A 13,742-nucleotide genomic window follows, 5' to 3' on the forward strand; every position below is an offset into this window, starting at 1 on the left:
GTTGGTCATGCTGTGGGGAACACGGCCCTCGACGCGCCTGCCGCTGAACAGATTGTCCACCGGATCCGTCAACTGTTGCACACCTTGTGAGCGCGGAGGACGCTGCGGTCATGGCAGCCACCTCCGCGCACACACCCGGCACGCACGACGTCCCGCGCACCGCACGGCAGGCTGATCCCTTCCCGGTCAAGGGAATGGACGCGGTCGTCTTCGCGGTGGGCAACGCCAAGCAGGCCGCCCACTACTACTCCACGGCGTTCGGCATGCGCCTCGTCGCCTACGCCGGCCCCGAGACCGGCAGCCGCGAGACGGCGAGCTACGTCCTGGAGAACGGCTCGGCCCGGTTCGTCCTCACCTCGGTCGTCAAACCCGCCACCACCTGGGGCCACTTCCTCGCCGAGCATGTCGCCGAGCACGGCGACGGCGTGGTCGACCTCGCCATCGAGGTCCCCGACGCCCGCCGCGCGTACGCCTACGCCGTCGAACACGGCGCCCGTTCCGTCGCCGAGCCGTACGAGCTGAAGGACGAGCACGGCACGGTCGTGCTGGCCGCGATCGCCACGTACGGCACGACCCGGCACACCCTCGTCGAACGCGCCGGCTACGACGGGCCGTACCTCCCCGGGTACGTCGCCGCCGAGCCCCTCGTCGAGCCGCCCGCGCAGCGTACGTTCCAGGCCATCGACCACTGTGTGGGCAACGTCGAGCTCGGGCGCATGAACGAGTGGGTGGAGTTCTACAACCGGGTCATGGGCTTCACCAACATGAAGGAGTTCGTGGGGGACGACATCGCCACCGAGTACAGCGCGCTGATGTCGAAGGTCGTGGCGGACGGCACGCTCAAGGTCAAGTTCCCCATCAACGAGCCCGCCATCGCCAAGAAGAAGTCCCAGATCGACGAGTACCTGGAGTTCTACGGCGGCGCGGGAGTCCAGCACATCGCGCTCAACACGAACGACATCGTGCGGACGGTACGGACGATGCGGGCGGCGGGGGTCGAGTTCCTCGCCACGCCCGACTCGTACTACGACACGCTGGGGGAGTGGGTCGGGGACACCAGGGTGCCCGTGGACACCCTCCGCGAACTCAGGATCCTGGCGGACCGGGACGAGGACGGGTACCTGCTGCAGATCTTCACCAAGCCGGTCCAGGACCGGCCGACGGTCTTCTTCGAGATCATCGAGCGGCATGGGTCGATGGGGTTCGGCAAGGGGAACTTCAAGGCGCTGTTCGAGGCGATCGAGAGGGAGCAGGAGAAGAGGGGCAACTTGTAGGGCGGGGCGCCCCGTAGCTCGGGGGTGCCTGTTTCGTCGGCGGGTGCGGCTCCGGTGGGGGCTGGCCGCGCAGTTCCCCGCGCCCCTGAAAAGCAGGGGCGCGGGGAACTGCGCGAGAAGCCCCACTCACCCGCACCCGACCAACGCACCCCCGCACCCGACCAACGCACCCCCCGTTCCCTACAACGCACCCCCCGCCGCCCCGTACGCCGCCCCATACGGATTCAACCGCCGCGCCTCCTCCAGATGCCGCCGCCCCGCCGCCTCCAACCCCACCGCCCGCTCGATCACCCCCCGGTGATACGCGTAGGCCGCACTGCGCACCTCCCCACCCCGTGCCCGGTCCGTCGCCCGCCGTGCGAACCCCAGCGCCTCCCCGTCCCGCCCGGCCCGATGCAACGCCCACCCCAGCGCGTCGGCCACCCGCAACCCCGGCTGTCGCTCCCACTCCGCCCGCAGCACCCGCACCGCCTCCGCCGGATCCCCGTGGTCCGCCTCCAGCGCCCCGAGGACGAGCGACTCGTTCACCCCGGCCGCGGTGGACCGCGCCACCAGCGCCCGCACCACGCCGTACTGCTTCCGCGCCTCCCTCGGCCGCCCCAGCGACTCGTACAACTCCCCCAGCCGCAGGGCGACTTCGGCGGACGGCCGCCGCGCCAGCGCCGCCCGGTACGCCCGTACCCCCTCCGCCGTACGCCCCAGCGCGACCAGCGCCCGCGCCCGGCACGCCCCGGCCTCCGGGACGGGATCGAGCTCACTTCCCGCGGAGGCGGACCCGCCGGCCTCGCAGTAGCGCAACGAATGCTCCGCGTCCCCCCGCTCCCAGGCCAGCTCCCCGGCCCGTACCCACCACGCCGCCCCCGCGGCCGACGGGCCCGCCGCCGAGGTCTCGGCGGCCGCCGCGTCCGAGAGCGCCGCCGCCGCGTCCTCACGCGCCCCCTGGTCCCAGGAGACCCGCGCGGCCCGCGCCCTGGCCGCCGGCCCGGAGTCGACGGCGAGCATCCTGTCCCGGGTCGCGCGGGCGGCCTTGTACCGGCCGAGCCCGTCGTACGCGTCGATGAGCAGGGCGTACGAGGTCCAGCGCCCCGGTGCCACCCGTACGGCCTCCTCACCCCACCGCCCCGCCGCCCGGAAGTCGCGGCGGGCGACCGCGAGGGCGGTGAGGCCTTCGAGGGCGTCCGCGTTGCCGTCCGGCCTGAGCCGCAGCGAGGTGCGCAGGGCGCGTTCGGCCCGGGGGTAGTCGGTGACGTCACCGGTCCGCCGGGCCCGCTCGACGTACGCCACGCCGAGCACCGCCCAGGAGGCGTGGTCCCCCGGACGGGCCCGCACCCGGGCCTCCCGCTCCCGCACGGTCGCGACCACGTCGGGCAGCGCGGCGGGCACCCCGGCGGTCAAGCGGGCGGACGAGCGGGCGGGCGCCCCGGCAGCCGCGCCGGCCCCGGCCCGCCGGCCCTCGGCCCCGGCCGCGCCCACGACCCGCGACTCCCGACCGCCGCCCCCGTCACGCCCGTCACCCCCGTCCGGCGGCACCACCATCAGCACACCCCCGAGCACGAAACACCCGACGACGGCCCCCGCCACGCCTCCACCCTGCCCCCAGGCCGGCACCCGGCCCCGCCACCGGCCGGACACCCGCTCCAGCCACGGCACCACCCGTGCCGCCCACGCAGCCCGCTCCTCGTTCTCCACAGACATGTCGTCACTGTGCGTCAATACGACGACCACATCCCGCACCCGAACGCTCGCGCCGACGGGTTCACACCGATGGCCGCGAGTGCGAACCTGTGATCATGAGCCGTATCCAAGCCCCGCCCGACGAGACGACCGGCAACCTCGTCGACCGACTGCTCAGCGGCCTGCCGCCGGAGGCGGTCCTCGTCGACCCGGACGTCACCACCTCCTACGCGAACGACATGGCGAGCTTCTGCGAGGCCGGTGCCCCGGCGGTCGTCGTCCTGCCCCGGACCGTCGAACAGGTGCAGCACGTCATGCGCACCGCCACCGAACTGCGCGTCCCGGTGGTCCCGCAGGGTGCCCGCACCGGCCTGTCCGGCGGCGCCAACGCCTCCGAGGGCTGCATCGTGCTGTCCCTGACGAAGATGGACCGCATCCTGGAGATCAACCCGGTCGACCGCATCGCCGTCGTCGAACCCGGTGTCGTCAACGCCGCCCTCTCCCGCGCGGTCGACGAGCACGGCCTCTCCTACCCGCCGGACCCCTCCAGCTGGGAGATGTGCACCATCGGCGGCAACATCGGCACGGCCTCGGGCGGCCTGTGCTGTGTGAAGTACGGGGTGACCGCCGAGTACGTCCTCGGCCTGGACGTCGTGCTCGCCGACGGCCGGCTGATGTCCACCGGCAGGCGCACCGCGAAGGGCGTCGCCGGTTACGACCTCACGCGGCTCTTCGTCGGCTCCGAGGGCTCGCTCGGCATCGTCGTCCGCGCGACCCTCGCCCTCAAGCCCCGCCCGCCCCGGCAGCTGGTGCTGGCGGCGGAGTTCGCGTCGGCGGCCGCCGCCTGCGACGCGGTGTGCCGGATCATGGCCGGCGGGCACGTCCCCTCACTGCTCGAACTCATGGACCGTACGACGGTGAAGGCCGTCAACGACCTGGCGCACATGGGACTGCCGGAGACCACCGAGGCGCTGCTGCTCGCCGCCTTCGACACCCCGGACCCGGCCGCCGACCTCGCCGCCGTCGGCGCGCTGTGCGAGGCCGCGGGCGCCACCCAGGTCGTCCCGGCGGACGACGCGGCGGAGTCCGAACTGCTGCTCCAGGCACGGCGGTTGTCGCTCACCGCGCTGGAGGCGGTGAAGGGCACGACGATGATCGACGACGTGTGCGTGCCGCGCTCCCGGCTCGGCGAGCTGCTCGACGGCGTCGACCGCATCGCCGAGAAGTACGACCTGACCATCGGGGTCTGCGCACACGCGGGCGATGGCAACACGCACCCCACCGTCTGCTTCGACGCGGCGGACCCCGACGAGTCCCGGCGCGCCCGCGAGTCCTTCGACGAGATCATGGCCCTCGGTCTGGAACTCGGCGGCACGATCACCGGCGAGCACGGAGTGGGCATCCTCAAGAAGGAGTGGCTGGCCCGGGAGCTCGGCCCGGTGGGCATGGAGATGCAGCGGGCGGTGAAGTCCGTCTTCGACCCGCTGAACATCCTCAACCCGGGCAAGCTGTTCTGACGCGTGCTCCGACGCCGTCGTTCCCGAGGAACGTGCCTCACTGGGCGAGGAGTTCGGCCAGGCCGTCGTCGATGCCCAGCATGTCGAACTCCGAGCCCGGCGGGACCATCCGCAGGGTCCGCTCCAGCCAGGCCGACACCGCGGTGGCCGACGCTTCGAGCAGCGCGTCCCCGTCCGGCGAACTGAGCGCCATCAGGACGACGCTGCGGCCCGACACCTTCGTCGGCCACACCCGCACGTCCCCGTGCCCGCACGGCCGGAACACCCCCTCGACCAGCAGCTCCCGCGCGAACGTCCAGTGCACCGGCCGGTCGGAGTTGACGTGGAAGGTGATGTGGACGGCGTACGGGTCGTCGCCGCGGTAGGCCAGTCTGGCCGGCACGGGGATGCTGCGCTCGGGCGACAGGACGAGTCTGAGCTCCAGCTCGCGTTCCACGACGGTGTGCCGCATGGTGATCGTTCCTCTCTCGTAGAGGGCCCCGTGGGCGGGCCCGTACGAGTGAGAGGGGCGTGGGCCCCGAAGCATTACGCGGGTTCGCGAAACTCTTTTCCGACGAGTCCGCCGACCGCCCGCGGACGCCGACGCCTCCCGCTCCGCCCGTAGCAGATCCGTGGGCGAATGGGGCGGGTCCGGAGGCAGCGGTCATGGACCGGGCCGGCGTCTGGTAGATCTGGATGCCTCCACCCGACCCACGAGCAGATACGGGACGACGGACATGAGCGCCCCAACCCCGGCCCCCGGCGACGACAGGCCCCGCGAAGGGTATTACCCGGACCCGTCCATTCCTGGATATGTCCGGTACTGGAACGGCGCGGCCTGGGTGCCGGGTACGAGCCGTCCGGCGCCCTCGGACGGTGAGCCGCTCGCCCCGCCGCCCGGCTCCGGCCCGTCCGGCGCCGTGGAGGAGACGGGCCCGCACTTCTTCGACGAGGACCCCGCGGGCGACGGCGGCGCGGCGCGGCCGGCCGCCGACAGCGCCCTGCACGGCTCCCGCCCCGAGCCCGCCTCCGCGTGGGGCGCCGACCGCTCCCGCCAGACCGGCTTCGGCGGCGACAACGACCGCCGGGTGTCCTGGGGTTCCGCCCGCGGCGCCGACCCCCGCCTCTCCCTCTCGGCCGGCGCGGGTGGTACGGCCGGCACGGGGGACACCGGTGGCGCCGCCGACGGCTCCGCCGTCCCGGCCGCGCCCGCCGGCTCCCCGGCCTTCGGCGACCCCGGGCGGACGGCGAGCACGGACGGCACGGCGACCATCCCGCCGGCGGACGAGGCCGGGGCCACGCCGGGCACGGTCGTCTTCCGGCGCCCGAACGGCTCCGGGCGCCCGGATTCGGCCGAGAGCGCGGAACCCGCGCCGTCGGACGGCACCATGACCTTCCGTCCGTCCTCGCCCACGGGGCAGCAGGACGGGGCCGCCCCCGTGGCCCCCGCCGCCTTCGGCGTGCCCCTGACCCCGGCGCAGGTCGCCGCCCAGCAGGCCCTGGGGCTCGCCCCGCAGTCCTCGTCGCCCGCGTCGGCGCCGTCCGGTCCTCAGCAGGGCCCGCAGACGCCGCCCGCCGCGCAGGACCCGTCGGTGCCGCAGCAGGGTCCGCGGCCTGGCCCGGCGGTCCCGGCGGCAGCGGCCGCCGCCCCGGCCCCGGCGCCCTCGGCCACCGCTCCGGCGACCCCGGCCGCTCCTGCCGTGCCGGGCCCGCAGCAGCCCCCGTTCGGTGGCGCCTTCCCACCGGCCCCGCAGTCCCCGCAGTCGGCCCCGGTCCCCAACCTCGCGCCGGGTGTGCCGCCGCAGTCCACCGCCCCGCAGTCCGCCGACACCCCGATGGCCGCGGGCATCGGCGGCGGGCAGCCCTCCTGGGCCCAGCAGGTGCACCAGTTGGCCGGGGGCGACGGGGAGCAGCCGGTCGCGCCGTGGAAGCCGGTCGTCGAGGACCCCTTCCAGGCGGCCGCGCGGCGGCAGTCCGAGGCCAGACCGGCGGGGCTCGGCAGACGGCTGGCCGCCCGGCTGGTGGACAGCCTGGTCGTCGGCGGCGTCACGGCCGTGGCCGCCGTGCCGTTCGGCACCAAGGCGGTCGACCACATCGACGAGAAGATTGAGGCGGCCAGGCTCTCCGGCGAGCGGGTCACCGTCTGGCTGGTCGACGGCACGACCTCCGTCTACCTGGGCATCGTCCTGGGCGTCCTGTTCCTCGTCAGCGCCCTCTACGAGGTGCTGCCCACCGCCAAGTGGGGCCGCACCCTCGGCAAGAGGGTGTTCGGCATCGAGGTCCGGGACATCGAGGGCCACGAGCCGCCGTCCTTCATGGGCTCACTGCGGCGCTGGCTCGTCCACACCGTCTCCGGGCTGCTGGGCGTCGGTGTCCTCGGTCTGCTGTGGTGCGTGTGGGACAAGCCGTGGCGCCAGTGCTGGCACGACAAGGCGGCCCATACGTTCGTGGCGGGCGACTAGCGGGCCCCCCGGGCTCCTCGCCGGGGCCGTACTCCGGACGGCCCCGTGCCGGATGCGGAGGCGGGGGGTTCGCGGTCGACTCGGGCCATGAGTACCGAACCGCCGCCCTTCGGCTCCGGTCAGTCCCCGGACGACGACCCGTTCAGGAAGCAGCAGCCCCCGCCGCGGCAGGGCGGCGGCTCCCCGTACGACCCGCCGCCCCAGCAGCCGCCGTACGGGGAAGGCGGCGGGCAGCCGCCGCACGGCAGTCAGCCGCCGCCCTACGGTGGCCAGCAGCCTCCCTACGGCGGCGGTCCCTACGACGGTGACCCCTACGGCGGCGGGCCGTACCCCAACGACCCGCTCTCCGGCATGCCGCCGCTCGCCGACAGCGGGAAGCGGGTGCTCGCGCGGATCCTCGACATGATCCTGGTGGGGATCGTGGTGGGGCTGCTCGCCTGGGCGTTCCGGATCAGCCAGTACACCGTGGACTCGGACGACTTCGAGTTCGGCAAGTCCCTGGCCCAGGAGGCGCTGGCGGCGGTCCTCTACATCGCCTACGACACGTACTTCACCGTCCGGAACGGCCAGACTCTCGGCAAGAAGCTGCTGCGCCTGCGGGTGGCGAACCTCAACGACGGCTCCACGCCCTCCGTGCAGACCGCGCTGCTGCGCGCGGCCGTGCTGTGGATCCCCTTCGCCTTCTGCTGCGCCTGCGTCTGGACGGCGATCGCGGGCGGCTGGAGCTTCTTCGACAAGCCCTACAAGCAGGGCCTGCACGACAAGGCGGCCAAGACGGTGGTGGTCAGCACCGGTTGAGCGGCGCGAGCGGGCACGGGGGGCGCACGACGACGGCGGGTCCGTGGACCACGGGCCCGCCGAAGCGTTTCCTCAGGCTGTCACCGAGTGCCGGCTCAGGAACCCATCCGTTCGTGCACGGGCTCCCGTACGGCCTCGGACCGCGCGGTCACCCGGCTTCGGGCCGGGGCGGCGGCGGAGGCCTTGGAGCGTGCCGCGGGGCGGGCGGAGGCGCCTGGCGCGGACTTGGGCAGCGGCACCGCCAGCGCGACGAGCAGGCCCAGGGCCAGGGCGGACAGGGCGATCACCGCGATGCCCGCGCCGGAACTCGTCTGTGACAGCAGCAGCATGGCGAGGGTGGACAAGATCACGGTGCAGGAGCCGTAGGCGAGCTGTGCGGTCGTCGGACGAGGCATGGCAATCGTGTCCTCGGGTGGGAATCAAAGGTGAAGCAGTGCAGTCGGCTTGGCTTCTGCCGACCTCCGGCGTTCCGCCAATCGACTCTATTCGCCAGGGTGCCCGAGTGGAACGACGGGTAAGCGTGACCTGACACACGGTGCCGGGTGCACAGGGGGCGCACGGATTCATGGGGTCCGGCAAGTGGACGCATATGCGCGCCGGTTCGAGAGGCGGACGAGAGGGCGGACGGGCGGCGGGGCCTCACGCGTAACGACCGGATAACGAACAAGCGCTTCCCCTGGACGCCGATAATCCACTTGACCTGATCAAGTCAAGATCTGTTTTTTAAGTCGAAACTCCGGTCGAATGACGCCACTTGACTACACGCGTATACCGCGCGCGGACTCCTCCACGATCGGGGCCATCCCCCTTCCGCGCGAACGGTACGCGGGGGAGGAACTCAAGTGACCAGTAGACCCTGGACGTACAGGGCGGCGGCGATCGGCGTCGCGGTCGCCACGGCGGCGGCGACCCTGTCCGCGTTCACCGTGGCGCAGGCCGCGGACACCGCTCCGGCGGCGTCCGCCGACCGGCACGACCCGGCGGACCACGAGCACGCCGACGACCACGACCTCGAAGGCCCCCTGAGCAAGACCCAGGAGGCCCAGCGCGAGGAAGCCCTGCAGCAGGTCATATCCGGCGACGCCACGGTCAAGGACCGCGACGGCTCGCAGGTCGTGCAGCTGAAGAGCAAGAAGGGCAAGAGCAAGTACGTCGAGCTCGGCCGCGAGAAGACCGACAAGATCTTCACGATCCTGGTCGAGTTCGGCGACGAGATCGACAGCCGCTACGGCGGCACCCCCGGTCCGCTGCACAACCAGATAGCGGAGCCGGACCGCACCCAGGACAACTCCACGGCCTGGCAGGCGGACTACGACCAGAAGCACTTCCAGGACCTGTACTTCGGCACCGGCAAGAAGACCGAGTCGATGAAGAAGTACTACGAGAAGCAGTCCTCGGGCCGCTACTCGATCGAGGGCGAGGTCTCGGACTGGGTCAAGGTCCCCTACAACGAGGCCCGCTACGGCAACAACGCCTGCGGCCAGAGCACCTGCTCCAGCGTGTGGAACGTGGTCAGCGACGGTCTCACCTCCTGGGTCGCCCAGCAGAAGGCAGCGGGGCGCACCGACGCGGAGATCAAGGCGGACGTCGCCGAGTTCGACGAGTGGGACCGTTACGACTTCGACGGCGACGGCGACTTCAACGAGTCCGACGGCTACATCGACCACTTCCAGATCGTGCACGCCGGTGAGGACGAGTCCGCGGGCGGCGGCGCGCAGGGCGAGGACGCCATCTGGGCGCACCGCTGGTACGCGTTCGGCTCGGACGCCGGCGCGACGGGCCCCGAGGGCAACAAGCTCGGCGGCGCCAAGATCGGTGACACCGGCATCTGGGTCGGCGACTACACCATCCAGCCGGAGAACGGCGGACTCGGTGTCTTCGCCCACGAGTACGGCCACGACCTCGGTCTGCCGGACCACTACGACACCCAGGGCGGCGACAACTCCACCGGCTTCTGGACCCTGATGTCCTCCGGTTCCTGGCTCGGCACCGGCAAGGAGGCCATCGGCGACCTCCCCGGCGACATGACCGCCTGGGACAAGCTCCAGCTCGGCTGGCTCAACTACGACACGGCGAAGGCCGCGACGAAGTCGAAGCACAAGCTGGGTGTGGCGGAGTACAACACCAAGGACAAGCAGGCCCTCGTGGTCGAGCTGCCGAAGAAGAAGGTCACCACCGAGATCGTCGAGCCCGCGCAGGGGTCGGCCCAGTGGTGGAGCGGCAGCGGTGACAACCTCTCCAACACGCTGACCCGTTCCGTGGACCTCACGGGCAAGTCCTCGGCCGCGCTGACCCTGGACGGCTGGTACGACATCGAGGCCGAGTACGACTACCTCTACACCGAGGTGTCGACCGACGGCGGCGCCAACTGGACCGCGGTCGACGGCACGGTGGACGGCGCGGCGATCCCGCGCGACGCGAGCGGCAAGCCCGCGCTGACCGGCTCCTCCGCCGCGTACAAGAAGCTGTCGTACTCCCTGGACGCCTACGCGGGCCAGAAGTTCGACCTCCGCTTCCGTTACCAGACCGACGGCGGTGTGGCCCCGAAGGGCTTCGCGGCCGACTCGATCACGGTGACCGCCGACGGTTCCGCCGTCTTCTCGGACGACGCGGAGAGCGCGGACGCGGCCTGGACCGCCAAGGGCTTCTCCCGCATCGGCGCGTCGATCACGGACGACTACGCGCAGTACTACATCGCCGAGAACCGTCAGTACGTGTCGTACGACAAGACGCTGAAGGTCGGCCCGTACAACTTCGGCTTCTCGACCACGCGTCCGTCCTGGGTGGAGCACTTCCCGTACCAGAACGGCCTGTTGATCTGGAAGTGGGACACCTCGCAGGCGGACAACAACACCAGCGTGCACCCCGGTACGGGTCTGCTCCTGCCGGTCGACTCGCACCCGGCGGCGCTGAAGTGGGCCGACGGCACGGTGATGCGCAGCCGGATCCAGTCCTACGACTCGCCCTTCAGCCTCTACCGCACGGACGGTCTGAAGCTGCACAAGGCGGACGTGCTGACGAGGATCCCGTCGTCGAAGGGTGTGTCCACGTTCAACGACCGGACCAACACCTACTACGACGAGGCGACCCCGCTGGCCGGTGTCAAGATCACTGACACCAACACCAAGATCAAGATCGTCAAGGAGGCCGTGGATGGCTCCACGATCTCGGTCCAGGTTGGCCCCGCGGTGAAGTAAATAGCGTTTGCGCAGGTCAGAGCATGTTCGGCCGTGACCCTCTTGGCGGGTCGCGGCCGGACGTGTTTAGGTGCGGGGTGTGGTCTTCTTATTGACACCGACATCGACTCTGACGCTCACGGGGGTGTGACCTGCATGGCCGCAGGAGGTTTCTGCAAGCTGCCGGACGGCAATGTCGTCGTCGCCCTGAACCTGCCGGGGGCGACGGCGCCGGGCCCTCCGGGCACCAGCTGGGCCCCGGCGGACGACGGCTCCGTACGGGTCCTGGTCCTCGCCGCGAACCGGGCGCGAGCCCTGACCCGGCTCCGCAATCTGGGCATGCGAGCGGTCTACCTCCGCGGCAACGCGGCGCCTCCGACCCCGGACGAGATCACGGCCGTCCTGCACCACCCGGACGGCCTCATATGGCGCACGTCCCCGGTCGGCCCGGCCCCGACGACCCCGGAGCTGTGGCACCCGATCAGAGCGCTTCTGAGGAGGCCGACGGTACGGGTGTGACCGCCGGCCGGGCTCGTCCAGCGCGCTCCCGGCCACGCCTGTCCAGTGGGGCTCCTCGGCCGGCTCCCGTCCAGCGGGGCGGGACCGGGGCGGGGCCCGCTACACCACCGGCTTGCCCGACAGTTCCACGCCCGCCTCGCGGAGTTCCTCCAGGGCGCGTTCGGTCGTCTCCTCGGCCACGCCTGCCGTCAGGTCCAGGAGGACCTGGGTGCGGAAGCCCTCACGGGCGGCGTCCAGGGCGGTGGCGCGCACGCAGTGGTCCGTGGCGATGCCGACGACGTCGACCTCGGTGATGTCACGGGCCCGGAGCCAGTCGGCGAGGGAGACACCGTTCTCGTCGGCGCCCTCGAAACCGCTGTACGCCGCCGCGTACGCCCCCTTGTCGAACACGGCGTCCACCGCGCCGGAGGCGATCGCCGGGGCGAAGTTCGGGTGGAAGCCCACCCCCTCCGTACCGGCGACACAGTGCGCCGGCCAGGAGTGCGCGTAGTCGGGGTTGTCGGAGAAGTGGCCACCGGGGGCGATGTGGTGGTCACGGGTGGCCACCACATGCTGGTAGCCGGGACCGGCCGCCTGGCCGATCAGCTCGGTGATGGCGGCGGCCACATCGGCACCGCCGGCCACCGCGAGGCTGCCCCCCTCGCAGAAGTCGTTCTGCACGTCGACGACGATCAAGGCGCGGCGCATGGTGTCGGTGTCCTTACGACTCTTCGGTTCTCGGGTGTGGGGTGAGTGCGGGTACGGGTGCGATGGGAAACTGCGAACTTCCGAGCCTAGAGACTTCGAGGGCTGTTCGGGAGGGGGCATCCGGCGCTCGCTCGATGCGCGGGCCGGAGCACGGGCCCACCACGCGGGCGCCAGGGGGCTCGCAGGAGAGCGCACCGGACACATTCGCTCCGGCCCACCCCCAGCGTGCCCCCGCCCGCCGCCCCTCACGTACCCGAGCGGCTCAGACGTACTCCGTCGGAATGACCGCCTCGCCGCGCGACAGCTGCGTCGCCGACAGCGGCAGACCGGCCCGCGCGGTCGCGTGCCGTTCGCGGACGACGTCCAGCGGCTCCCGGGAGAGCACCCGCCCGTCCTTGACCAGCGGGACCAGCAGCTGACGGTCCTGGAGGTCGTCCGGTACCGGCCCGGTGCCGATCACCTCGGCCTCCGCCACCCCGTGCTCGTCCAGCCGCCGGGCCGCCCACTTGCGGCCCCCGACGGACGTCTTCCCGCCGCTGGACTTCTTCGCCACCGGCACCAGCGGGTCCGTGGGGTCCGCCGACTCCGCCCGGGCGACGAGCTTGTAGACCATCGAGCAGGTGGGGTGCCCGGACCCGGTCACCAGCTGCGTCCCGACGCCGTACGCGTCCACGGGCGCCGCCGCCAGCGAGGCGATGGCGTACTCGTCGAGGTCCGAGGTCACGATGATCCGGGTGTCCGTCGCGCCCAGCTCGTCCAGCTGCTGCCGCACCCGGTGGGCCACGAGGAGCAGGTCGCCGGAGTCGATGCGCACGGCGCCGAGCTCGGGCCCGGCGATCTCCACGGCGGTCCGTACGGCCTCGGTGACGTCGTAGGTGTCGACGAGCAGCGTGGTGTTCCGGCCCAGCGAGTCCACCTGGGCCTGGAAGGCGTCCCGCTCGCGGTCGTGCAGCAGGGTGAAGGCGTGGGCGCTGGTGCCCACCGTCGGGATGCCGTAGCGGAAGCCGGCGGCCAGGTCCGAGGTGGAGGTGAAGCCGCCGACGTACGCGGCGCGCGAGGCGGCCACGGCGGCCAGCTCGTGCGTGCGCCGGGCGCCCATCTCGATCAGCGGGCGCCCCCCGGCGGCGCTGGACATCCGGGAGGCGGCGGCCGCGATCGCCGAGTCGTGGTTGAGGATGGACAGGATCACGGTCTCCAGGAGCACGCACTCCGCGAAGGTGCCCTCGACCCGCATGATCGGCGACCCCGGGAAGTACACCTCGCCCTCCTGGTAGCCCCACACGTCCCCGCCGAAGCGGTAGCCGGCGAGCCAGTCGAGGGTCTCGGCGTTGACGATGGAGCGCTCGCGCAGGAAGCCGAGGACGCCCGGGTCGAAACGGAAGTTCTCCACGGCGTCCAGCACCCGTCCGGTGCCGGCGACCACGCCGTACCGGCGTCCCTCCGGAAGCCGCCTGGTGAAGACCTCGAACACCGATCGCCGCTCGGCCGTGCCCGCCTTCAGGGCGGCCTGCAGCATCGTGAGTTCGTAGTGGTCCGTGAAGAGCGCGGTCGAGGGGACGTCGACCGGCAAACCAAGGTCCGCTGTGTTCATGGCAAGGGATCGTACTCCCATTTCGTCAGTCTGACGATTTCCGGTCGATCTCCGGTGGATCTCCG

The 13,742-nt window shown here is 72.1% G+C and carries 11 protein-coding genes; 6 read left to right on the forward strand and 5 right to left on the reverse strand.

What is annotated here, in order from left to right; all coding sequences use genetic code 11:
- Positions 1-110 precede the first annotated feature (110 nt).
- The gene (gene hppD / locus ACZ9QC_RS26260) at positions 111-1,274 is read left to right on the forward strand and encodes a 4-hydroxyphenylpyruvate dioxygenase (protein WP_472915359.1); all 1,164 of its coding nucleotides are present in this window, start codon (positions 111-113) and stop codon (positions 1,272-1,274) included.
- Between the two features lie 180 nt (positions 1,275-1,454).
- On the opposite strand, the gene ACZ9QC_RS26265 is transcribed toward hppD, so the two are convergent.
- Positions 1,455-2,969, reverse strand: coding sequence for a tetratricopeptide repeat protein (locus tag ACZ9QC_RS26265; protein ID WP_472915360.1), 1,515 nt, complete (start codon positions 2,967-2,969; stop codon positions 1,455-1,457).
- 89 nt (positions 2,970-3,058) lie between these two features.
- Between ACZ9QC_RS26265 and ACZ9QC_RS26270 the strand changes: the two genes are divergently transcribed.
- Complete coding sequence (locus ACZ9QC_RS26270; protein ID WP_472915361.1) at positions 3,059-4,465, forward strand: FAD-binding oxidoreductase; 1,407 nt, start codon at positions 3,059-3,061, stop codon at positions 4,463-4,465.
- Between the two features lie 37 nt (positions 4,466-4,502).
- Here ACZ9QC_RS26270 and ACZ9QC_RS26275 read toward each other — a convergent pair whose 3' ends face one another.
- The gene (locus ACZ9QC_RS26275; RefSeq protein ID WP_472915362.1) at positions 4,503-4,916 is read right to left on the reverse strand and encodes an SsgA family sporulation/cell division regulator; all 414 of its coding nucleotides are present in this window, start codon (positions 4,914-4,916) and stop codon (positions 4,503-4,505) included.
- Positions 4,917-5,181: 265 nt separating this feature from the next.
- Between ACZ9QC_RS26275 and ACZ9QC_RS26280 the strand changes: the two genes are divergently transcribed.
- The gene (locus tag ACZ9QC_RS26280; protein WP_472915363.1) at positions 5,182-6,906 is read left to right on the forward strand and encodes an RDD family protein; all 1,725 of its coding nucleotides are present in this window, start codon (positions 5,182-5,184) and stop codon (positions 6,904-6,906) included.
- An 87-nt stretch (positions 6,907-6,993) separates the two neighbouring features.
- Entirely contained in the window at positions 6,994-7,704 is a 711-nt protein-coding gene (locus ACZ9QC_RS26285; RefSeq protein WP_472915364.1) for an RDD family protein, read from the forward strand.
- 95 nt (positions 7,705-7,799) lie between these two features.
- Here the strand turns inward: ACZ9QC_RS26285 and ACZ9QC_RS26290 are convergent, their stop codons facing one another.
- A complete protein-coding gene (locus ACZ9QC_RS26290) occupies positions 7,800-8,099 on the reverse strand; it encodes a hypothetical protein (RefSeq protein ID WP_472915365.1) in 300 nt (99 codons plus the stop codon).
- A 447-nt stretch (positions 8,100-8,546) separates the two neighbouring features.
- Here ACZ9QC_RS26290 and ACZ9QC_RS26295 point away from each other — a divergent pair, with 447 nt between their 5' ends.
- Positions 8,547-10,901: an immune inhibitor A domain-containing protein gene (locus ACZ9QC_RS26295; RefSeq protein ID WP_472915366.1), complete on the forward strand. Its 2,355-nt coding sequence runs from the start codon at positions 8,547-8,549 to the stop codon at positions 10,899-10,901.
- A 135-nt stretch (positions 10,902-11,036) separates the two neighbouring features.
- Positions 11,037-11,399: a hypothetical protein gene (locus tag ACZ9QC_RS26300; protein ID WP_472915367.1), complete on the forward strand. Its 363-nt coding sequence runs from the start codon at positions 11,037-11,039 to the stop codon at positions 11,397-11,399.
- A 99-nt stretch (positions 11,400-11,498) separates the two neighbouring features.
- On the opposite strand, the gene ACZ9QC_RS26305 is transcribed toward ACZ9QC_RS26300, so the two are convergent.
- Together ACZ9QC_RS26305 and ACZ9QC_RS26310 are read right to left on the reverse strand one after the other, a co-directional pair.
- Complete coding sequence (locus ACZ9QC_RS26305) at positions 11,499-12,086, reverse strand: isochorismatase family protein (RefSeq protein ID WP_472915368.1); 588 nt, start codon at positions 12,084-12,086, stop codon at positions 11,499-11,501.
- Positions 12,087-12,348: 262 nt separating this feature from the next.
- On the reverse strand, positions 12,349-13,677 hold the full coding sequence (locus ACZ9QC_RS26310) for a nicotinate phosphoribosyltransferase (RefSeq protein ID WP_472915369.1): 1,329 nt from the start codon (positions 13,675-13,677) through the stop codon (positions 12,349-12,351).
- Positions 13,678-13,742 lie beyond the last annotated feature (65 nt).

This window comes from Streptomyces sp. HUAS MS02, assembly GCF_055702265.1.

Excerpts from the sequence above, each read along its gene's own strand:
- ACZ9QC_RS26290 (WP_472915365.1), bottom strand. The coding sequence starts at position 8,099 with ATGCCTCGTCCGACGACCGCACAGCTCGCCTACGGCTCCTGCACCGTG.
- ACZ9QC_RS26275 (WP_472915362.1), bottom strand. The coding sequence starts at position 4,916 with ATGCGGCACACCGTCGTGGAACGCGAGCTGGAGCTCAGACTCGTCCTG.
- hppD (WP_472915359.1), top strand. The coding sequence starts at position 111 with ATGGCAGCCACCTCCGCGCACACACCCGGCACGCACGACGTCCCGCGC.
- ACZ9QC_RS26305 (WP_472915368.1), bottom strand. The coding sequence starts at position 12,086 with ATGCGCCGCGCCTTGATCGTCGTCGACGTGCAGAACGACTTCTGCGAG.
- ACZ9QC_RS26285 (WP_472915364.1), top strand. The coding sequence starts at position 6,994 with ATGAGTACCGAACCGCCGCCCTTCGGCTCCGGTCAGTCCCCGGACGAC.
- ACZ9QC_RS26280 (WP_472915363.1), top strand. The coding sequence starts at position 5,182 with ATGAGCGCCCCAACCCCGGCCCCCGGCGACGACAGGCCCCGCGAAGGG.
- ACZ9QC_RS26265 (WP_472915360.1), bottom strand. The coding sequence starts at position 2,969 with ATGTCTGTGGAGAACGAGGAGCGGGCTGCGTGGGCGGCACGGGTGGTG.
- ACZ9QC_RS26300 (WP_472915367.1), top strand. The coding sequence starts at position 11,037 with ATGGCCGCAGGAGGTTTCTGCAAGCTGCCGGACGGCAATGTCGTCGTC.
- ACZ9QC_RS26310 (WP_472915369.1), bottom strand. The coding sequence starts at position 13,677 with ATGAACACAGCGGACCTTGGTTTGCCGGTCGACGTCCCCTCGACCGCG.